This window comes from Spirosoma sordidisoli, assembly GCF_004138325.1.
Taxonomy (GTDB): Bacteria; Bacteroidota; Bacteroidia; order Cytophagales; family Spirosomataceae; genus Spirosoma; species Spirosoma sordidisoli.
Genome location: NZ_SBLB01000006.1, coordinates 158791 through 181639, shown reverse-complemented (window position 1 = coordinate 181639; position 22849 = coordinate 158791). Strand labels below are relative to the sequence as shown.

Sequence of the window (22849 nt, the reverse complement as noted above, 5' to 3'; positions counted from 1 at the left end):
TTGCTAAGCGTACAGAATGCTGATACAATGATCAATCTACTAAGCCAGTGTCGTCGATTGCTGCCCGTTCTGGGCCTGTCATTCGTGTTGGGAACGGCCCTGGCCGAACCCCCGACCCGACCCGCTCACAAGCCCGGCCCCGCAGCCCGCGACGCCGTTTTCTCACCCGCCTACATCCGCGATGTACTCCAGAAAGCGACGAAATGGCAGCTCCAGCACCCTAAACATAGCCCGACCGACTGGACCAACGGCGCGTTTTATGCCGGTGTCTTTGCCGCCTACGAAACCACCAAATCACCCGAGATTCTCGATTCTTTGCTGGCCATGGGCGAGCGGATGAAGTGGCAGCCCGGTCGGCGGTACGATCATGCCGACGATATCGCCATATGCCAGACGTACATCAACCTGTACCGGCTGCGGAAAGACCGGCGCATGATTCAGCCCACGATCGATACCGTACAGAAGCTGCGGACGGTGCCGGGTAACGAACTGGCTAAACACAACCTGACCTGGTGGTGGTGCGATGCGCTGTTTATGGCACCCCCCGTGCTGGCCCAGCTGAGCAAAACCCTGAACGATCCGTCGTACAACGCATTTTCTGACTCGCTCTTCAAGCAAACCTACGACCTGCTTTACAACTCGCAGGAGCACCTCTTCGCCCGCGACGCCGGTTACCTGATCGACGCCAGCGGCAACGGCAAAAAAGAAGCCAATGGCCAGAAGATCTTCTGGTCGCGGGGGAACGGCTGGGTCATGGGCGGGTTGGTACGCGTTCTGCAGGAGTTGCCCGCCAAGCACCCCAGCCGCCCGTTTTACCTGAACCTGTACCGGCAGATGAGCGAGCGGCTGCTGGCGCTTCAGCAGGCCGACGGGCTCTGGCGGGCCAGCCTGCTCGACCCGGCCTCGTATCCGGGTGGTGAAGCCAGCGGGTCGGGTTTCGACTGCTACGCGCTGGCCTGGGGCATCAACCAGGGGGTTCTGCCCAGGAAGACGTACCAGCCCGCCGTCGAGAAAGCGTGGATAGCTCTGACAAAACTCGTGTCGCCGGAAGGGCGGGTGGGGTGGGTGCAGCCCATCGGTGCCGATCCGCGCCGGAACTTCAGCGAAGACAGCTGGGAAGTATACGGCACCGGCGCGTTCCTGCTGGCCGGATCAGAAGTAATCAAACTCAGGCCGTAACCGGTTCTGGTTAGTAAACGTCGAAGCGTAGTCGTGGGCCAGCAGGTCGTACGGCTACGCTTCGACGTTTTCAATAGAATAGGCAGGCAGTCCTGGACGGTTCTTCCTCTATACGGCAAAAAAGCACCCGTTTGTCGACCAGAAGCTGGTGGCTCGTTACCGGTCCCGATACCTGAGTGTCAGTAGCTCGTCAGTTGGTTTATAGGTTGGTCACCCGGGTTGTCGATCATTCCGGATTATTCGGCCGCCTGAAGAAAGACGCTGCAATTAGCATCAATGCCTGTTGTCGCTCAGTAGCCAGATAGGGGAAATTGGTTGAATGCCGCTGCGTCTGGATTGAAACGAACCGCCCACCGCTTACGAACGACTAAAAAAATGAGAATACTATTCGCAGGGGTACTTTTCGCAGCGCTTTGGGGATCGGGTTCAGTAGCCACAAAATTAGGAATTACCGTCTCGCAGCCACTTTTGCTTATAAACACCCGCTTTATTCTTGCCGCGGTATTGATGCTGGGTATTTCACGGTTAATCAACAAAGACCGTTTGCCGAGGGGCAACGAATGGGTTTCTCTGCTGCTATGTGGTTTATTAAGTATGGCCATCTACCCCACTGTTTTCGTTTACGCTATGAAACACGTAACAGCAGGAATCGGAACGCTGGGGAGTGCTACCTGCCCGTTGTTGATCAGTGTATTGAACGCTATCTGGTTGCGGCAGAAAATTACCTGGAATATTTGGACGGGCCTTTTTTTCGGATTAAGCGGAGTGGCCATTGCTGTGTATCCATTACTGGTCAATGCGCATGCCACCCCCTTGGGCGTGTTGTTACTGACGTCCGGGATGGTGTGTTACTCGGTAGGAACCGTTTATTACCAGCGTATACAATGGACCTTGCCCCGATTATGCATCAATGGCTGGCAGGTTTTATTTGGCAGTGTCATTCTCTTACCGTTTACCGCTTTTTTGTTTGATCGAGCCGAAAATCATTTTGGGCTGTTATTCTGGTCTTCGGCACTCTGGTTAGTTGTGCCTATCTCAATTGTTGCCGTTCAGCTTTGGTTATATCTACTGAAAGCAGAGCCGACAAAAGCCTCACTCTGGCTATTCTTATGTCCGATATTCGGATTCGTTTACGCTTACCTATTGACAAACGAACCCATAACGTCGTATACGGTTATCGGCACACTGTTGGTAATCGGTGGCCTGTACATAGGAAAGAAAGAAAAATCCGCAACGGAAGCTGTTCAGACCGGCCAACCCCCGCATGATATGGCGACAACGGTTGCCGACAGAAACAAATGACAGTGACGGGGTGAAAACCAACGGGCAACAGTACTTTTAGCGCTGTTGCCCGTTGGTTTTTGTAATAGGTATGATAAACAGCTGGTTACGCTTTTTCTGTGGACGAAGACTCTCGCTGGCAGGAAATCAGAAACTGGCCGATAGGTTCACGAACTAATAGTCGCCGTTGAAACCAGACGGGTGGCATTGGTATAACGAGTATACCTGACCGCCTGCCCACTCTTCTTTGGCAACGCTTTTCCGCTCGGGCAGCTGTATCGGGCGCATCCAGTATCATAATTTTGACCTGTTGATGATTATGTTTTGCGGTCGATCATGCTTCTAGGCTTATAAAAAGCCTGAGTTCGATCGATATGCGTCTATTTTTTTTGCTGTTCCTGCTGGCCGGTCCATTGCTGGGGCAACCCAAACCCGGATTGGTCAAATCGCCCGTTGCGTACGTTAATCCCCTGATTGGCTCGGCCCCCAGCCAGACGCCTACCGCCAAAAAACACAGCGAAGCTGGCAGCGAGCTGAAAGGACAGATTATACCCGCCATCGGCCGGCCCCATGCCATGACGACCTGGACCCCGCAGACCCAGGCCACCGAGACCAAATGCCTGGCGCCCTACTATTACAACGACTCTAAAATCAACGGATTTCGGGGCACTCACTGGCTCAACGGCAGCTGCGTACAGGACTACGGCTCGCTGACAATCATGCCGCTGTCGGGCCCGCTGACCCTGCGCCCCGCCGAACGGGGCTCGCGCTTCGATCATGCGGCAGAAACCGTAACCCCGGCTTATTATGATGTTCGGCTGGTCGATTCGGGTATCCGGGCTCAACTGTCGGCGCATACGCGGGCCGGGCTCCTGCAGTTTACCTATGAGAAAGGCGGAGAAAGTGCGCTGCTGATCGAGCCCAACAGCGACGAGGGCGAAGGTTTTGTCGAGATCCATCCCGAGCGGAACGAAATTGTTGGCTACAACCCCGCCCACCGGATTTACCAGGGGTCGGGACAGTCGGCGGGCTTCAGCGGGCATTTTGTGGTGCAGTTCGACCGGCCGCTGGCGTCGTTCGGTACCTGGACCAACTACGAGCCGACCGCGGGGGCGAAGCAGGCCAAAGGCACCGGCAAACGCGAATCGGTGGGCGCGTACGTTCGCTGGAACCTGAAGCCCGGCGAGGTAGTGCGGGTGCGGGTCGGCACCTCGTTCGTGAGCGAAGCCGGGGCGCGGGCCAACCTCCGCCAGGAAATTCCGGACTGGAATCTGGCGCGCGTCCGGCAGCAGACCGAAGCCGCCTGGAATACCGAGCTGGGCCGGATGCAGGCCACTGGCCGCGACGCCGACAAGACGCTGTTCTACACGGCCCTGTACCACGCCAACCTGACGCCCCGCATCTTCTCCGACGTGGATGGGTCATACCCCGGTTTTGCCGACGATACAGCCATTCATAAAGCCGACGGGTTCGACTACTACTGCGATTTCAGCCTGTGGGACACCTTCCGGGCCTGCCAGCCGCTGCAGACCCTGCTGAATCCACAACGATCGGGACACCTCATGCAATCGCTCGTGAAAAAAGCGGAACAGGGGGGCTGGATGCCCATCTTCCCCTGCTGGAACAGCTATACCGCAGCCATGATCGGCGACCATGCCCAATCGGCCTTTGCAGATGCGTACGTGAAGGGGGTGCGCAACTTCGACGTCAACACGGCCTATCGGTACCTGCGCCGGAATGCGTTCGAGGCCAACAGCGACCGGGCCAGCTACGAAGCCGGGAAAGGGCGACGCGCCATGAGCTCGTACCTGACCTATAACTACATTCCGCTCGAAGACTCGGTCTGGCAGGCGTTTCATAAGCGGGAGCAGGTATCCCGGACCCTCGAATACGCCTACGATGATTTCTGCCTGGCCCAGCTGGCCAAAGCGCTGAACAAAACCGCCGATGCGGCCACCCTGTCCGGCCGCGCCCGCAACTACCGCAACGTACTGGACCCCGCCACGGGCTACGTTCGGGGCCGCTACGCCGACGGACGCTGGATTGACCGGTTCGATCCGTTTGCGTTACGGGCGTCGTTCATTACCGAGGGCTCTCCGGCGCAGTACACGTTTTTCGTACCGCAGGACATACCGGGGCTGGCCAGGCTGGTTGGTGGGCGCGATCGGCTGGTGGCCAAGCTGGATACCCTGTTCAACGGCGGGCACTACTGGCACGGCAATGAGCCCAACAACCAGATTGCGTATCTGTATGCCTGCGCCGGTGCGCCTTACAAGACCCAGGCGCGGGTTCGGCAGCTAATCGCCGACGAGTACAGTACGGGTCCCGGCGGGCTGAGCGGCAACGAAGACGGCGGCCAGATGTCGGCCTGGCTGGTGTTCAGCATGGCGGGCCTGTACCCGGTCTGTCCCGGAACGCCCTATTATGTGCTGGGCAGTCCGGCTCTCGATGCCGTAACGATCCGGTCCGGCGCCGGGAAGCCGTTTACCATCCGCGCCCGTAACAACAGCCCCGCCAACGTATACATCCAGTCGGCTACGCTCAATGGCAAACCGTTTGCGCGCACCTACCTTACCCACGCTGAACTGCTGGCGGGCGGGGAGTTGAGCCTGATCATGGGCCCTCAGCCAAACCTGAACTGGGGAAGCCGACCCGCCGACGCCATGCCATCGGCGCTGCCTGAGTAGGCGGGAAGCACGGTCCGAAAAAATAATTCAAAAAAAAGGAGCGCCGAGTAAGGTGATATGCCGGAATTGTTGTCTGGTCTTATAGAAAGGTTCGAGTATATTTTTTAGAAAATTTTGTCTGAACCGAAGATTATGCCAGAACGCCTGCCAGACGACTATGCCGATGACTCGCTCCGCCTGCGGGTGTTGCCACTTCGGGCAACGCCTGTAGGCAGGCCGGAAGCCGAAGAGCCGGAGAACCCTGACTCCGAGCTGTTTCTGCGTCGTATTATGGAGCAGGACCCCAGCCGGGGCTGCGAACTGCTGTTTCGTCGGTATCACAAGGCGCTGTGCAGCCATGCGGTGCGCTTCGTATACTCGAGGGAGGTGGCCGAAGATCTGGTCAGCGAGGTGTTCTGCCGGTTCTGGAAAACCAGGGCCTACGCTACCGTGACCTCCTCGTACCGGTTTTACTTGTTCCGGAGCGTTCGGAACGAAGCCTACAACCACCTGCGCCTGGAGTTTCAGCAGCTCGACGATCTCGACGAAGCCCGCCATACGGACGGTGGTATCGAACAGCGTCCCGATCAGATCATGCAGTATGACGAGGTGCTTCAGCAGGTCCAAGAGCTCGTTGAGCAGCTGCCGCCCCAGTGCCGGAAGGTCTTTCTGCTGAACCGCTTCGAAGGGAAACGGTATCAGGAAGTGGCCGATGAACTCGGCATATCTATCAAGACCGTAGAAGTTCACATCGTCAAGGCCCTGGCTCTGGTGCGAAAGGGGCTGAAAAACCATTGGCTGATGCTGATGCTGCCCGCCATTCTGGCCAGATTCTTCGACCAGCAGTAAGGTGATTCTGCCAAAAACGTGTCTTGTCTGTAAACGCCTGTCATCGCTATGAAATCAGAAATAAACAAAGAACTGATTTTCGACCACTTTGCCCGAAAAACGTCGCCCCTGCAACGGCAGTTGATCGAGCAGTGGTTGCGGACGCGGGCCAACGAAGAGCAGTACTACGTCTGGCTGGAGGAGTGGGAAAACAATGGTCCGCAGTATGTGGCCCAGACGGAAGCCGCCCTGCAGCAATACAGCCGCTTTCTGGCCAGTAATCCGCATACCGACGAGCCCGCTCCGGCACCGGTCGATACCAGTCGGCCGACACGGGAACGGCGTTACGGCTGGACCTGGCTCATGGCTGCGTCGGTGGTGCTGTTGCTGGGCCTGGGGGGCTGGCTGTTTCGGGATCTGCTCCGGTATCAGACCTACCGCACCGACTACGGCGAGATTTCGACGGTCCGGCTGGCCGACGGGAGCCGGGTAACGCTCAACGCCAATACGACGCTGCAGGTGCCGCGCTGGGGGTTTGGTAACCAGTCGCGGGAGGTCTGGCTGCGGGGCGAGGCCAGTTTTGCGGTGAAGCACCTGCCCGACCACCGGCGGTTCGTGGTCAGAACAGACCAGCGGCTCGACGTGGTGGTACTCGGCACCGAGTTTAGCGTCTACACCCGCGAGCGGGGGGCTAAAGTCGTGCTTCGGAAAGGAAAAGTGCAGGTCAACTACGCCGACCGGAACCAGCCGAAACAACTGCTCATGAAGCCCGGCGACCAGGTGACCCTCGACCGCCGAAACCGCCTGACCCACCGGGCCCTCGATCAGCCGCAGCTGTATCCCGGCTGGGAGGACAAACGATTTGTATTCGACGAAACAACGCTGCAGGAGGTGGCTTACATGCTCCGCGAAAGCTACGGCCTGGAGGTAGAAATCCGGGATAAGGCGCTGGCCAGCCGCGTGCTGATGGGGTCGTTCCGGGCCGATAACGTCGATCAGCTTCTGCAAACGATTTCTGAACTACTCGATATCAATGTGGTGCGACAGGGTAATCACGTGCGCCTGTCGACCCGCTAAGCAGTCATTCCGCTAACCCTTTCTTCCTATGAATTACCGACTACCCAAAGCCTCCTGCTGGGGGTTGCTGCTAACCGCTTTGCTTTTTGGGCCGCAACCGGGCTGGTCGCAGGCGCTGGCCATTGCCCGGCAAACGCAGCCGGGGCAGGGGCAGATGCCCAGAGCCAACGCGTCGCGCCAGCTGAAAGAAGTCCTGACCGAGTTGAAAAGTAAGTACCAGGTCGACATTCTGTTTGAGCTGAAAACGGTGGATAACCTGCTGGTTTCGCCCAGTCAGTTTGCGGCCGAATCGTCACTGGAAAAAGCGCTGACGGCCATCCTGAGCCCCCACGGGCTGCGCTACAAAAAAATCAACCGAACGTCTTATGTTGTACTGGCCAAACCGGCCGCTCGGCCCGACCTGGGCAGCAACAGCCGATTTTCTGAACCCGGTACGGCTGCTCCCGCTGGTGCCGAATCGGCCGTTGCCCAGCGCACCGCCGGGGTATCGGCCAGCCCGACCAGTGCGGATGTGGCCGACGAAACCGTGAGCGGTACCGTCTCCGACGAAACCGGGGCTGGTTTGCCGGGCGTCAGCGTCGTGGTGAAAGGCTCCGTACGGGGCACGTCGACCGACCAGAACGGCAACTACCGCATCAGCGTTCCGGGCCCCGAGGCTGTGCTGGTGTTCAGCTATGTAGGGTACCTGCCGCAGGAAATACCGGTCGGGAGCCGGACCACGCTGGCCGTTACGCTGAAGGTAGACGACAAAACCCTGAGCGAGGTAGTGGTGGTCGGCTACGGAACCGTCAAGAAGTCGGACCTGACGGGGGCGGTGGCCCGGGTGGGGGAGACCGACATCAAGGCGACACCCATCGTGGCGTTCGACCGGGCGCTGCAGGGGCGGGCCGCCGGGGTACAGGTCGTGCAGAACTCAGCCCGGCCCGGCGGGGCGGCCACGATCCGGATTCGCGGGTCGGGTTCTGTCAACGCCAGCAACGACCCGCTCTACGTAATCGACGGGTTTCCGACAACGGGCCTCAACTCCATCAACCCGAACGATATCGAATCGATCGAAGTCCTGAAAGATGCCAGTGCTACGGCCATTTACGGCTCGCGGGGCTCTAATGGGGTGGTGCTGGTAACGACAAAACGCGGCCGGGCGGGCAAGTCGGTGGTGAGTTACGAGATGTATTACGGGTCGCAGTCGGCCCGGCGAACCATACCGCTGCTCAACGCCCGGCAGTTTGCCGAATTTGTCAACGAAGCGCAGACCAACAACGGCGGGCGCCCTTATTTCGACGGCAGCACCGCCGACCGGCCCTTACCGGCCAGCCTGGGCGAAGGCACCAACTGGCAGAACGAAATACTCCGCAACGCGCCCATCCAGAACCACCAGCTCGGCGTGTCGGGCGGCTCCGAAAAGTCGCGCTACGCGGTGTCGTTCGGGTATTTCGATCAGCAGGGGATCATCATCAACTCGAACTTCAAACGCTACAGCCTGCGCGCCAACCTCGACAATGACGTATCGTCGCGGCTGCGGGTGGGGCTTACCGTGCAGGGAGCCTATACGACCGGCCGGAGTGCCCGGACCGAAGTAGACGGCAACGCGGGCGGTGGGGTAACGAGTGCGTCGCTGAGTAACTCGCCTACGTTTCCGGTCTATAACCCCGACGGCACTTACTTCCGGAACCTGGGCACCCTGAACGGATACGGCGTCGATAACCCGGTTGCCATTGCCAACGAAATCCGGAACCTCAGCTCGCTGATTCGCCTGCTGGCCAACTCCTACGTCGACTACAAAATCACGGAAGGGCTGACCGTCAGAACCAGTTTTGGGGCCGATCTGCAAGCGACAAAGGGCAACAACTACAGCTCGCGGCTGGTGCTGGACGGGTCTAGCTCGGGCGGTTCGGCCTCGGTCAACGCGGTGCAGAGCATCGGCTGGCTCAATGAGAATACGCTGAACTATAGCCGGCAACTGACCACCCGCCATACGGTAAGCGCGCTGCTGGGATACACCATTCAGGGGCTTGCTACCGAAAATGTGATGGCAAGAGCCAATACGTTCCCGAACGACTTTGCGCTGTACAACAACCTGGCTGCGGGTTCGTCGCTGTTGGCGCCCAGCAGCGGAGCCAACGACTGGCGGCTGATTTCGTACCTGGCCCGCGTCAACTACGGCTTCGACGACCGCTTTCTGCTGACCTTTACCGCCCGTCGGGACGGGTCGTCGCGCTTCGGTACCAACAACAAGTTTGGGTTCTTCCCGTCGGGGGCTTTTGCCTGGAAACTGGCCAACGAGAAATGGCTGAAGAACCAGAACATATTGTCTGATACCAAACTACGAGTCAGTTACGGGCTGTCGGGCAACCAGGAAATCGGAAACTATCAGTACCTGGCCAACATCGGCAACTACTCACACGTACTGGGAGGGGTACTCAACTCCGGCGCCACCACCGCCGGTATTGCCAACCCCGACCTGCGCTGGGAACGCAGCGCCCAGTTCGACGCGGGCCTTGACGTAGGCATCCTGAACAACCGGATTCAGCTTACGGCCGATTATTACATCAAAAAAACCGCTGACCTGCTGTTTTTCGTGGGTGTACCGACCTCCTCGGGTTTCAACGCGACCCTGAAAAACATCGGTAGCGTTGAAAACAAAGGGTTTGAACTGGCGCTGAATACCGTCAATATCAACAGCAACTCGGCACGGGGCGGCTTCCGCTGGACATCGGACTTCAACGTAACCCTGAACCGGAACAAAATTCTGACGCTGGATGGGCGACAGGAGTTCACCACGGGAGCCGATGCGGTCATCTTCGCCACCACCATCAACCCGATTCTGCTGCGCGTAGGGAGTCCGCTGGGTAACTTCTACGGGCGCGTAACCGACGGTATTTTTCAAAACCAGGCCGAAGTCGACGCATCGGCTCAGAAAACGGCCCGGCCCGGCGATCTGCGCTACAAAGACCTGAACGGCGACGGAACCATCAACGACCTCGACCGGGACGTGATCGGCAATGCCAACCCAAAACTGTTCGGAGGGCTTAACAACACCTTCTCCTACCGGGGCTTCGACCTGAACATTTTTATTCAGGGCGTATCGGGTAACAGCATACTGAACTACGGCACCTTCGACCTCATCAACCTGACGGGCGGTAACAACCAGTCGGCGCGGGTGCTGGACCGCTGGACGCCCACCAATCCCAGCAACACCATTCCCCGCGCCAATGCCGCCGGTGGGTCGCGGATTCTGTCCAGTTTCCAGGTCGAAGACGGCTCGTACCTGCGGGTCAAGAATATCTCGCTGGGGTATAATCTGCCTAAAAGCCTGCTCGACCGGCTGTCGGTCAGCACCGCCAGGGTGTACGTGACGGCTCAGAACCTGTTCACCTTCACGAACTATACCGGCTACGACCCCGAAGTGAACCGGTTTGGCAGCTCATCGCTCAGCCAGGGGCTGGACTACGGGGCTTATCCAACGGCTAAAACCGTACTGGCTGGTCTGAACCTCTCTTTCTAAACGCATCGCCTGACCCATGAAAATCAAGTACATACTTCCGTTGCTGGCCCTGGTGACGCTGGGGTGCGAAAATCAACTCAATCTGGTGCCGGTCACGAACCTGACCGACGCTACCTACTTCAAAACCGCCGATGATGCGCGGGCCGCCCTGGGCGCGTGTTACGCTTCCCTGAACGCCCCCATTGAACATAGCGTCGACGTGACGACCACCGACGACGGGGTGCCGTTTCTGACCGGGGCGGCTGACCGGCCGCTGCTGTGGCGCTACAACATCGTATCGACCAATACCCTGATCGGCGGGTTCGGTGGCGCTTATTCGGGGATCAACCGCGCCAACATCGTCATGGCCCGGGTGCCGGGTATTCCGATGGACGAAGCGCTGAAAAAACGGTACGTAGCCGAAGCCAAATGCCTGCGCGCCATTCACTATTTCAACCTCGTCAGGCTCTACGGCGATGTGCCGCTGGTCATTAAGGAAACAACTTCGCTGGAGGGACTGGCGGTACCACGAGACCCCGTAGCCAAAATCTACGAACAGATCGAAACCGACCTGAAAGAAGCCGAAGCGGATTTGCCCAAATCGTATCCGGCCAGCGAATCGGGCCGGATGACGCAGGGCGCGGCAAAAGGCATGCTGGCCAAGGTCTACCTGACCCGGGCCGGCACCACCAAAAACTCGCCTTACTGGGCGCAGGCCGCTGCCAAAGCGAAAGAAGTAATCGATCTGGGCGTCTATGACCTGTACGCTACCTTTGCCGAAGCCTTCGCCCTGACGGCCCGGGGTGGCAAAGAGAATATCATCGAGGTACAGTACTTGACCGACGTGCGGGGCCACGGACTGGGCCGGGGTTTTGGCGTACGGTCGGGGCCCATCTACCCCGGTGGCGGATCGGGTATTGCGCGGCCAACGGCGAGCCTGTTCAACGCCTACACCAGCGCCGACCAGCGCAAGGCGGTTACCTTCCTGACGTCCTATGTCTTCAACGGGGTTACGACCAACCTGTCCATAACCGATCCGGACCCGACCAAAGCGGTCGCTTTCCAGAAACTGTGGGACAGAACGGCCAAAACCAACGGGGGCGAAGGAACCAGCATTCCCATTCTGCGCTATGCCGATGTGCTGCTGATGTACGCCGAAGCGCTCAACGAAGCCAACAACGGCCCAACGGCCGACGCCTTTGCCGCGCTGAACCGGGTACGAACCCGGGCGGGCCTGAGCCCGCTGAGTGGCCTCAGCTACCAGGCGTTTCAGGAGGCCGTTTGGCTGGAACGGCGGCTGGAGCTGACGTTTGAAGGGAGCCGCCGGTTCGATCTGATCCGGACGGGCCGTCTGCTCGCAGCCGTCAAGGCTGAGAACAGCTTCAATAGAAATGCCGCCATTCAGCCCTTTCATGTGCTGCTGCCCATTCCGCAATCGGACCGGGACGCTAACCCCAATCTGGCCCAGAACCCGGGCTATTAACCGTACCCTCGTTTATGACTAACCGAAGAGAGTTTCTGAAGCAGACCCCATCGCTGATGGGGTTGTTGATGAGCATACCCGCCCTGGCGCAGCCGGCCGCCAGGAAATCGATCGTGCTCCGGTCGTCCTGGCAAACGGTCAACATCGGCGACATTGGCCATACGCCCGGTGTGCTGGCTCTGCTGGAGAAATACCTGCCCGATGTCGAGGTGCGGCTGTGGCCCTCCAGCGTCGACAATGGTGTCGAAGAACTGCTGCGCCGTCGGTTTCCGAAGGTGGCTATCCTTAGAACCCCCGATGAGCAGGCGCGGGCGCTGAAGGAGTGCGCGTTTATGCTCCACGGTTCGGGCCCCTCGCTGGTGGCGCGTAAGGATGTGGAGCGCTGGCACAACGAAACCGGTAAGCCCTATGGCATCTACGGCATCACCTTCCCCGGCGTGTACAGCCCCGATCCCAACGCCAGCGTAACGGCCAACCCGCTGGATGTAGAGCTGCTGAGCAACGCCAGTTTTGCGCTCTTCCGCGATTCGGTGTCGCTGTCGTTTGCCAAATCCAATGGCGTAACCAGCCCCGTGATGGAGTTCTGCCCCGATGGCGCCTTCGCCGTCGATTTGCAGAACGATCAGGCTGCGCTGGCTTTCATGAAGCAGCATGGGCTGGAAGACGGTAAGTTCATGTGCGTGATACCGCGTAACCGCTTCACGCCCTACTGGGAGATACCCAGCAAAAAGACCCCGTTCGATGCCACCCGCGACGCGCGCAACCAGGCGATGAAAGAACACGACAACGCTCCGCTTCGGGAGGCCATGGTGGCTATTGTGCGGCAAACGCCCATGAACATACTGATCTGCCCCGAAGACGAAACGCAGGTGAAGCTGGGCAGGGAAATCCTGTTCGATAAGTTACCCGATGACGTAAAGCCACGGGTTGTCTGGCGCGATCGGTACTGGCTGACCGACGAGGCCGTCAGCACCTACCGGCGGTCGGCGGGTTTGTTCGGCCTGGAGATGCACTCGCCCATCATGTGTATTGGCAACGGGATTCCGGCCGTGGTGGGTCGCTTTGCCGAGCAGACGAGCAAAGGCTTCATGTGGCGTGATATCGGGCTGGGTGACTGGCTGTTCGATATGGACAACGAGCAGGATGTCAGCCGCTACGTGCCCACGGTGCTGGCCATGGCCAAAGACCCCAAAGCGGCCCGGGCCAAGGCCGCCCAGGGACGTCGGTTCGTTGAGCAGCGGCAACGCGAAACCATGGGACTTCTGAAAAAAACAGCCTAGTTGATAGATGGAAACCCGTCGTACGTTTCTGCGGCAAACGCCCGCTCTGGCCGGCTTGCTGATGAGCCTGCCCGCGCTGGCCCGGCTGGCCGATAAAAAAACGATACTGCTCCGGTCGTCGTGGCAGACCGAAAATATTGGCGACATTGGCCACACGCCGGGTGTGCTGGCGCTCCTCGAAAAATACCTGCCCGACGCACCGGTGCGGCTGTGGCCCATGCATGTCGACAACGGCGTGGAGGAGATGCTGCGGAAGCGGTTTCCCCGGGTGACGATCGTACAGACGCCAGCCGATGTGGCCCGGGCGTTTGCCGATTGTAGCTTTCTGTTACACGGCTCCGGCCCCTCGCTGGTGGCGCGTCCTGACCTGGACCGTTGGCACCGGGAGACCGGCAAGCCCTATGGCATCTACGGCATCACGTTCCCCGGCATCTACGGCCTGCCTGCCGACCGGCAAACGGTCAACCCGCTGGATGTGGAGCTGCTGAACCAGGCCCGGTTCGCGTATTTCCGTGATTCGGTCTCGCTTGATTTTGCCCGGAAAGCCGGGGTCACTAACCCGGTGATGGAGTTCTGCCCCGATGGCGCTTTTGCGGTCGATGTGAAAAACGACGAAGCGGCCGTGTCGTTTCTTCGGCAGCATGGGCTCGAAGACGGCCGGTTTCTGTGTGCCATTCCGCAGCTCCGGTTCTCGCCCTGGTGGGAGCTGCCGCAGAAGAAGCTGGCCGTCAATCCGGCCAAACACGCCCGTAACGAACAGATGAAAGAGCACGATAACGCGCCCATCCGGGAGGCCATCATAGCCGTTGTGCGGCAAACGCCCATGAAGGTGCTGCTGGTGCCGGAAAACGAAACCCAGGTCAGGATCGGCAAAGAGATGCTGTACGACCCGCTGCCCGATGATGTGAAAGCCCGGGTGGTCTGGCGCGATCGGTACTGGCTGACCGACGAGGCCGTCAGTACTTACCGGCGGTCGGCGGGTTTGTTCGGGCTGGAGATGCATTCGCCGATTATGTGCATTGCCAACGGTATACCGGCTATAGTCTGTCGCTTTGAAGAGCAGACGAGCAAAGGCTTCATGTGGCGCGATATTGGCCTGGACCAGTGGTTGTTCGATATGGATACGCCGGCCGACGTGGCCCGTATTGTACCGACGGTGCTGAAGATGGCCCAGAACCCTGAAGCCGCCCGGAAAACCGTTGCTCAGGCTCAGAAATTTGTACAGAAACGCCAGCAGGAAACCATGGGTGTAGTTCGGAAGGCCCTGACCGCCAGTTAATCTATGACAACAAGACGCGACTTTATCAAACTATCGGCGCTGTCGTCGGCAACGGCGGTATTGCCAGCCGAATCCCTGCCAGGGGTAGCCGATCGACCCGCCGTTGCTCCCCCCAGGAACCCGGTTATTCTGCTCCGGTCGTCCTGGAACGATGCCAACATCGGCGATCAGGGCCACACCCCCGGTACGCTGCGTCTGCTGGAACGGTACGTACCCGAAGCCGAGATTCTACTGTGGCACCAGGACCCGCGGCCCGAAACGGAAAAAGTCATCACCCGACATTTTCCGAAGGTGAAAATCGTGCGCGGTGCCTTCTACGACCGCGATAAGCCCTTTGAGGGAGAGCTGAAAGAGGCTTTCGACCGGGCCAGCCTGTACATAGTCAACTCAGGTATGGTGTATAACTACGGGCTGTTCGGCTACGAATGGGGGACTACCATGGCGGGCCTGACGCCTTTTTATTACTGCCTCGACCGCGGCATTCCGTTCGGCTTGTATGGGCAGTCGTTCGATAAGTTCGCGCATCCGGCCATGCCTGTCTTTAAGGACGTGCTGAGCCGGGCTGCGTTTATCTACTGCCGCGACGATGAATCCCGGGCGTTCCTGAGCGAGCATGCGTTCCGGCCCGGCAAGCTGGAGTTCGGCCCCGACGGCTGCTTCGGCATCGACGTTCGTGATGAAGAGAAAGGAATGGCTTTCCTGAAAAAGAATGGGCTGGAGGACCAGAAATTTCTGACGGTCGTGATCCGGACCAACACCCCGCACCTGTACGACAAAAGCAAAGGCAGTCCGCTGAACCCGGCGCAGCCAACCCCCGCCCAGCAGGAGCAGGACCGGCAGCGGCTGGCCAAAGTACGAGAGCTCATTACGACCTGGGTCAGAGAAACGGGCCTGAAAGTACTGCTGGCACCCGAAGTGAGCAAGGAAGTGGCGCAGGCCAAAACCGGCGTATACGACCAGCTCCCCGCCGATATTCAGCGGCAGGTGGTCTGGCGCGATACCTACTGGAATGCGGACGAAGCCATGTCGGTTTATGCCCGCGCCCATTCGATGTTCGGGATTGAGCCGCATTCGCTCATCATGGGGCTGGCGCTGGGCGTGCCCGTTGTTCATGCGCGGCCCCTGGCCCACGGCCGCAAAGGCTGGATGTTCCGCGATATCGGTCTGGGTAACTGGCTGTTCGAGATCGACCAGACCCCCGCCGAAGCCCTGAGTGCCGAATTGTTGACTATTCACCGCGACTATCCGGCCGCAAAAGCCAGGGTGAACAAAGCCATGGCCTTCGTGCGGCAACGGCAGGCCGCTACCATGCAGGTCGTTCGGCAAACGGTCGGGCTGTCGGCGAAGAAAAACCAGTAGCGCCCCGGGGGGTCGCCGGAAAGCTGTCCCGGTAGAATGGATGGACGGTACGAGGCCGTTCGCAGAAATCTGACAGGTTCACCAGTACTCATTCCAATTTATTGGCTTCTTTGCAGGACTATTGACTACTGATTGTTTCCCTGCATGAAATTGACGTATGTAACCGCCCTCCTGCTGGCGAGCCTTCTTTTGGGTACGGTCGGCCAGGCCCAACCCAAACCTACCCCCCGCCAGCTAAACTGGCAGCAACTGGAAACCACGGCGTTTCTGCACTTTACGGTCAACACGTTTACCGATAAAGAGTGGGGCGATGGTACCGAAAGCCCGGCTATTTTTAACCCGACCCGACTCGACGCCCGGCAGTGGGTGCGGGCCCTGCGCGATGCGGGATTCAAAATGGCCATCATTACTGCCAAGCACCACGATGGCTTCTGCCTGTGGCCAACCAAACTGACCGACCATTCGGTAAAGAGCAGTCCGTGGAAGGGTGGCAAAGGGGATGTTGTTCGGGAGGTAGCCGATGCCTGCCGCGAGTTCGGGTTGAAATTCGGCGTCTATCTATCGCCCTGGGATCGGCACGAGCCACGCTACGGCACGGCCGCCTACAACGACTATTACAAGGCGCAGCTGCGCGAACTGCTGACCAACTACGGTGAGGTATCGGAAGTCTGGTTCGATGGAGCTAAGGGCGAGAATGCCAAAGACATGACCTATGATTTTGACGGTTACTGGGCACTGGTTCGCGAGTTGCAGCCCAACGCGGTTATGTTTTCCGACGCCGGACCCGATGTGCGCTGGGTCGGCAACGAAGCCGGTAATGCGGGCGAAACCTGCTGGTCGATGATCAACACCGATGGCATGGCGCCGGGCGTGGCCGACTCGAAATACCTGAACACGGGCGACCCGGCGGGTAAGCGCTGGATTCCGGCCGAAACCGACGTGAGCATCCGGCCCGGCTGGTTCTATCACCCTGCCGAAGACAGCAAGGTCCGCTCGGGGGCCAATCTGGTGAATCTGTATTACCAGTCCGTCGGGCGGAACAGCCTGCTGCTGCTCAACGTGCCGCCTAACCGCGACGGGCTCCTGTCTGATTCGGATGTGGCCAGTCTGAAAGCGTTTCGCACCATTCTGAACGAAACCTTCCGGACCAACCTCGTGGCGAAGAATCCCAAACTAACCGACCGAAAGCTGAACACGTTCGTGACGCTGCCCGCCAGCCAGTCTCTGACGGTCGACCTGGCGGGCGAGTCGTCGTTCGACCGAATTTCCATCCAGGAAAACATCGCCAGCGGGCAGCGCGTATCGGGCGGACGGGTCGAGTACTGGGATGGCCGTGCGTGGCAGCCGCTGCAATCGTTTACCACCGTGGGCCACAAGCGGCTGCTGCGGTTTCCGGCAGTGCGTTCCTCGCGGTTGCGGTTCTCGTTTACGAGCCTTGGTGGCCCCGTTGAACTGGCCGAAGTTGGTGTGTACAAGGCATCGGCCGGCGAAGCGGAGATCAGCCAGAAATAATCAACAACGGCCCGGCTATCGGCCCGTCAGTGATCGACAATAAACAGGCCCCGTGCAGAGCATGGGGCTTTTTACATGTCACTCCCGCCGGAGATGGATCACGTTGGCTGCGGGGAGGCTATGGACATATCACCCCCTGACGGGATTGTTTGGGGAAGATACTTGCTGACGTTAGTCCGCTCGAATGGGCTGGACTTTTCACCCCCCCAGCCCCCTAAAGGGGGAGCCCATTCGGCGGGCCTATCTCCCCCTTTAGGGGGCTGGGGGGTGAAACGGTAGCCATTCGGGCTAGAGGAATTCACATAAATTCCTTCCCCAAACAAGCTCTAAAGGGGGAGAAAAAACGGCGGGGCTCTCTCCCCCTTTAGGGGGCTGGGGGGGTATAAAATCGGGTCTCATCACGGCTTTACCTTCTCAACTGACTTCCCCCAACAACCTCTGAGGGCTTTTGTACTGCTTACAGACGCCGACAGGTAGAGGCTGGCTGGGTTGGGGCGATTGATGGTGGGGTGTCGTTATTTGCCGGAGTAGAAAAAGACGCCGAGGAAGGCCAGCACCGATACCACAAAGCCAAACATAAAGATGTTGTAGGCCACCCGTAGCAATTTGTATTTCTTGCCCAGGACCCTGCCCAGGTAATATATATCGCGCGTCATGGAGCTGTAGAGATAGGTGCTGTCGCGCATCAGCTCACTGATGCCCCACTCGTATTCGCCCAGGCTCATCTGGTGGAAGTTGCCAAAAAAAAGGAGGTTCCCCTTTCGCTGCTGAATGTCTTCGTGGGAGAAAGTGCCCTGGGTGACGTTGGGTCGGGTGGCCAGAATAGCGAAGATGATCGTCAGGATAGAGGTGGTCAGGAACAGCGCCGTGGGCACCATCAGACTCGGGTTTTCTTCGATTCGGCGGGGCAGTACCGATACCAGTACCGACACCATAATCGAGTTGACGGAGATCATGATGTTGGCCTTGCTATCGGCAATTTCGCTCAGCCGCAGGTGATTGGTCGAGGTGGTCCGGAACATGGTTTCTATCCCGCGGTCCGGGCGATTCTCCTTGTCTTTTTTTCGACCTTTTTCGGGTTCACTGGCCGGAGCGGCTGGCTGCGGCTGGGCTTCCGTAACCGCACTGGCCGGGGCGACGGCTGCCTTTTCGGCCTGTTTGTCGCGCATCCGTTCCAGGTTCTCGGCCTGTCCTTTTTGCAGGTGCCGCTGTGCATACGGGGTAAAATACCGATGCTGTTCGAGCAGGGCTATGTTCTGCTGCCGCCAGTCGCTGCCCGAAATCGACTGCCCGCTCAGTTGCTCCAGCTCTTTCCTAAGCCGTTTCTGCCGGTCTTTATAGGCGTCGGAGCCCAGGTGGTACAGATCGGCGTCGCACAGGATTTCTTCGGGCAGCGTTTGGGGCGATTGCGGCATTTGGGTTGCCAGAATACAGCGCTGCACCCGGTCGATAAGGTCGGCGTCGGCCCCGGCTTCCCGCAGGTAGGCCGCGGCCAGGTCGGCGCTGGCGGTTTCGTGCTGCTCGGGTGGGCCTGTCAGGTAGCCCAGATCGTGGAACCAGGCCGCGGCCATCACGGCCAGGTAATCGGACTCGCTAAGGCTGGCATGCTGTGCCGGTTCATCGACGGCGTTGACCACCTCTTTGGTATGCTCCAGATTATGGTAGACCAGTTCGGGGCGGGGGTGCTCCTGAAAGAAGCGGTGCACGTAGTTTTTTAGGTGGTGAAGGTTAATGGCCTGCATAGGGCAGCGGGATTGGACGTAAAGATTAGAATCGGAAACCCATAGAAACGTACGGCAACACCCCCTCGGTCGACAAACCGGCCTGCGCCGTTATGACCAGCAGACTGGCCGGGGTCACGTACAGCCCGCCCCCGTAGCCGTTATGCCAGCGGTGCGACGACTCGCCGGTGAACCATACCCGCCCGATGTCGTGAAAAGCCGTAAGCCCGACCTGACCCGGAAACAGGAACGACTGAAAGCTGAATAGCCTGAGCCGGGCTTCAAGGCTGTGGTAAAGCATGTGGTTACCCGCAAAACGGAAGTTTCGGAAACCCCGCAGGTTATCCTGCCCGCCGAGGTACAGCAGTTGGTAGAAGGCCGGGTTGCCGTACGTCAGGCCGCCCCCGATCCGGTGGGCCAGCACCAGCCGCCCGGCCGGGTCCAGGCGCGTATACAGATGAAAAGCCGACTGAAGCTGCGTAAGGTGATTGGCCTGCTGCCCGAAACCCTGTAGCCCCAGCAGGGTGGTGTGCCAGTAAACGCCCCCGATCGGCTGCGCCGGATCGGTGCGGGTGTCGAGGGTTATACCAGCCTGTATACCGCCATAACTTTCCCGCTGTAAAAAAACTGCCGTTCCCTGATCGGCCAGATAGCGCTCGATAAACCGCCCCCGGTTGTCGGCCAGGTCGAGGCTGAAATACTGAAATACGGGCCCCGCCGATATACTGGCGTGCGTACCCAGCGTGTGCCTGAGCTGGGCCGACGCCGTGATGAGGTTATAACGGGTGCGGTAGTACCTGATCCGGCGGGTCTGGTCGTAGGCCGACTCGTTGCCGGGGCCGAAGAAGTTGGAGACGTTGGTAGGCGCTTTCGCCACGGCGCTGACGACGAGGTCGTTTCGGCCGATTACGTCGGTGAAGGTGCCGCTGTACCGGAGCGATACGGCGTCGGTGGCGAGCGCCCGGCTGATCAGGAGCCGGTTGTCGGTCGCAAACGGGGCTTTCCGGAACCCGTGGGTTTTCCATTGCACCCCCGCGCCGAGCAGCAGGCCGTCATCCAGGTTATAGCCTGCCGACAGCAGCGGGGCCAGCCGGTCGTAGGTGAATGCGTGCGGATCAAATTGGTTAACGGCTTTGTCGGTGCCGGGCCGCAGCCGGGCCAGGCCGGGCTCCGGCAGGGTATTGGCTTCGGTTGTCCGGTCGTAGATGAATGGTTTGCCGGGTGTACCCGTAACGGTGAAGACGTCGTTGCCCTTGCCGCCGATGAGCCGGATGGTTACGTTAGCGTTCTGCGTTCCGCCGACCTCGAAGCGGTCGTTGCCTTTCTGTCCGTACAGCCGGATCTCGCGCGTAACCGACGTGTCGAAAACGCGGTAGTACAGCCGCCGGGCATCGGCCCCGTCTTTGCCGATCTTATACACCGAAACCGCTACATGGTCGTCGTCCCGATGGTCGACGCGAAACAGCTCGGCTTTATCGGAACCGGGTATGTCGACGGTTTTGGCCAGAAACCGGTAGTAGGTCAGCCCCTCGCGCAGCAGCCAGCCGCGACGGGCCCGCAGCGTCTCGAACAGCCGATCGCCCGACTGCTGCCGAACCGCTTCGGGGAGCTGGCCGATGGCCTGGCGGAGCACACTGTCGGTCAGCGTGGTTTGCAGATCCGTAATCTCGTTTATCCAGTCCCGCGTGGAAAGTTCCTGCAGGAACAGCCGGTCGAAGTAGCGGGCGTTCATCATCAGCCCGTTTACGTTGCCCAGCTTCGTGGCAAATCCCTGAAATTTGGGCTGTAGCCACGGCAGGGCCGCCACCGAGGGTAGCAGACCGCCAGCCCTGAAAAAAGCCTGGTCGCGGTCGCGGGGAATGGGGTAGTATATTTTGCCGCCGGTGGTTTTGCGAGAGCCCCACCGCCACTGGTCTTCGTGCCGGTCCCAGTCGCCGATCAGCAGATCGAGCATCCGGGCCCGGAGTACGGCCCGCTGGTCTACGCGGTTGTCGTTATCGTCGGCCAGCGCTTCGAGGACTTTGGCGGTGCTGACCGACTTGCCGTCGACCGGATTACGCTCTTCCAGCAGGGCTACCGACTGCCCGAAATCGGCCTGGTAGATGCCCAGGGCGGGGTCGTCGGGTACGTAAACCAGGCGGGGTGTTGCGTGGGGAACCCCGGCGGCTTCGGCCAGGGAAGCGACGGCCAGTGGCGCAAACGGAAACCCGGCCGATATTTCATCCTGTAACACGTCTTTCGCAATGGTCTGGCGCAGGGCCACCGGCAGGGCACCGGTCGGGTCTTTCTGAATACTCCGCAATACCCACTCGCGTCCATCGACATTCGCCAGCCGCAGCGATTTGGTCTGCATACCGCCCCCCCGCTGGAGTATGGTGAAGCCGCCCAGGGTATGGGTCAGGTCAAAGACCGGAAAGGTAACCGGGGTGGCCCAGGTCTGGCGGTAGTTGTTGCCCAGCAGCAGCCGGTGAACGCCACCTACGCTGTCGTAGGCCGGGGCTATGGCTACGGTAACGCTGTCGGGCCAGCGGGTGGAACGAGCCGACCCCGTCCGGGTTGAATCAATAGCCGGAAGCCGGCCGAAGATCGCAGCCGCATGGACCTGGGTAGCCGTGGCGGCTTCGTCGACGGTATGAAAGGTGGCGTTGAGGCTGCCACTGGTCAGCTCATCGAGCACCACGTAGCCCCAGTCCGGGCTGACGAAGCGAGCCAGTTTTCCGGACTTCACCCGCTCCCGGTTAATACCCGATCCGCTGACAATATACGACCGGTTGTTATCGACAATGTGCTGGATGGAGTGGTCATGACCCGACACAAACACGACATTCGGCACCTGGGCCAGCGTGGTTTCGATGGCGCGGACCATCTCCCGGTAGGTCGGGTTGGGCAGGTCCTGAATGTTGCCGAACACCCCCCGCACCAGCGGATACAGCGACCCTATGCCGGGCAGGGGTACGTATAGCCGGGGCGCAAAATCGGTCAGCGGGAAAAGGTGCTGCCGGGCCGTATAGTAGCCGCCGTGGATACCGTAACTCCGAAACGGGTGGTGCGTAGCCAGAATAAGCCCTTTTCCCTGGTTGCGGTACGCAATATCGCGGAGCCGGACCAGCACCTCGTCCTGGGTTTTGCAGGCGCAGTCGGAATCGGTGCCGGGCTTGTCATAGGGGTGGAGCCACCATTGCGTATCGAGGATGACCAGCAACAGCCGATCGCTGAGGTGTATTTCTTCCGGACCCGGACAACCGTCGGCGGGCAGCAGGCGGATGTTGGGCGCTTTCAGGCTGTCGATCCAGCGGCCCTGCTGCCGGATCCGTTCCCAGCCGTCGGGTTTGCCTTTGCCCCAGTCGTGATTGCCGGGTATGAACAGGATGCGGCTCTGTTTGCCGGGCTGAGCCTGGTACCGCAACACCTCGGTCTGGGCGCTGTAGTCGGGGCTGCCTTCGTCGGGTAGTCCGCGCGGGTACACGTTATCGCCCAGGTACAGCAGGGTGGTGCGGGCGTTGTTGAGGTCGTAGCGGGCCGTTACGGCGTCGACAACCGGGTTGCGCTGCTGCCGAAGCCGACCGGCATCGCCAATCAGAATAATCCGGTGCCGAACCGAGTCGGGCGGGGCCGTCTGGGCCAGTGCCCGTGGGTAGCCGCCGACCAGACCAATCAGTACGGCCAGCCCGCAGGCTATGTTGTGTAGTGATTTCATGCC

Annotated in this window: 13 protein-coding genes; 11 read left to right on the top strand and 2 right to left on the bottom strand. The window is 59.7% G+C overall.

Annotation, left to right across the window (positions count from 1 at the left end):
* Positions 1–27: 27 nt before the first annotated feature.
* From EQG79_RS21080 to EQG79_RS21030, 11 genes are all read left to right on the top strand, one after another.
* Positions 28–1179 (top strand): glycoside hydrolase family 88/105 protein, encoded by a 1152-nt coding sequence (locus EQG79_RS21080; RefSeq protein WP_129603774.1) that lies wholly within the window; start codon positions 28–30, stop codon positions 1177–1179.
* A 375-nt stretch (positions 1180–1554) separates the two neighbouring features.
* A complete protein-coding gene (locus tag EQG79_RS21075; RefSeq protein WP_129603771.1) occupies positions 1555–2481 on the top strand; it encodes a DMT family transporter in 927 nt (308 codons plus the stop codon).
* A 353-nt stretch (positions 2482–2834) separates the two neighbouring features.
* Positions 2835–5147 carry a GH92 family glycosyl hydrolase gene (locus EQG79_RS21070; protein WP_129603768.1) on the top strand — a complete coding sequence of 771 codons (2313 nt, stop codon included), beginning with the start codon at positions 2835–2837 and terminating at the stop codon, positions 5145–5147.
* A 132-nt stretch (positions 5148–5279) separates the two neighbouring features.
* A complete protein-coding gene (locus EQG79_RS21065; protein ID WP_129603766.1) occupies positions 5280–5975 on the top strand; it encodes an RNA polymerase sigma-70 factor in 696 nt (231 codons plus the stop codon).
* 48 nt (positions 5976–6023) lie between these two features.
* Positions 6024–7031, top strand: coding sequence for a FecR family protein (locus EQG79_RS21060; protein WP_129603763.1), 1008 nt, complete (start codon positions 6024–6026; stop codon positions 7029–7031).
* 28 nt (positions 7032–7059) lie between these two features.
* On the top strand, positions 7060–10536 hold the full coding sequence (locus EQG79_RS21055) for a SusC/RagA family TonB-linked outer membrane protein (RefSeq protein ID WP_240699411.1): 3477 nt from the start codon (positions 7060–7062) through the stop codon (positions 10534–10536).
* 16 nt (positions 10537–10552) lie between these two features.
* Complete coding sequence (locus EQG79_RS21050; RefSeq protein ID WP_129603761.1) at positions 10553–11998, top strand: RagB/SusD family nutrient uptake outer membrane protein; 1446 nt, start codon at positions 10553–10555, stop codon at positions 11996–11998.
* A 14-nt stretch (positions 11999–12012) separates the two neighbouring features.
* Positions 12013–13278, top strand: coding sequence for a polysaccharide pyruvyl transferase family protein (locus EQG79_RS21045; RefSeq protein ID WP_129603758.1), 1266 nt, complete (start codon positions 12013–12015; stop codon positions 13276–13278).
* A gap of 7 nt (positions 13279–13285) precedes the next feature.
* Positions 13286–14557 carry a polysaccharide pyruvyl transferase family protein gene (locus EQG79_RS21040; protein ID WP_129603756.1) on the top strand — a complete coding sequence of 424 codons (1272 nt, stop codon included), beginning with the start codon at positions 13286–13288 and terminating at the stop codon, positions 14555–14557.
* Between the two features lie 3 nt (positions 14558–14560).
* Positions 14561–15916 carry a polysaccharide pyruvyl transferase family protein gene (locus EQG79_RS21035; protein WP_129603753.1) on the top strand — a complete coding sequence of 452 codons (1356 nt, stop codon included), beginning with the start codon at positions 14561–14563 and terminating at the stop codon, positions 15914–15916.
* Positions 15917–16060: 144 nt separating this feature from the next.
* Positions 16061–17428, top strand: coding sequence for an alpha-L-fucosidase (locus EQG79_RS21030; RefSeq protein WP_129603751.1), 1368 nt, complete (start codon positions 16061–16063; stop codon positions 17426–17428).
* Between the two features lie 515 nt (positions 17429–17943).
* On the opposite strand, the gene EQG79_RS21025 is transcribed toward EQG79_RS21030, so the two are convergent.
* Together EQG79_RS21025 and EQG79_RS21020 are read right to left on the bottom strand one after the other, a co-directional pair.
* Positions 17944–19170, bottom strand: coding sequence for a Pycsar system effector family protein (locus EQG79_RS21025; protein WP_129603748.1), 1227 nt, complete (start codon positions 19168–19170; stop codon positions 17944–17946).
* Positions 19171–19195: 25 nt separating this feature from the next.
* Positions 19196–22846: a BamA/TamA family outer membrane protein gene (locus tag EQG79_RS21020; protein ID WP_129603745.1), complete on the bottom strand. Its 3651-nt coding sequence runs from the start codon at positions 22844–22846 to the stop codon at positions 19196–19198.
* Between the last annotated feature and the right edge of the window lie 3 nt (positions 22847–22849).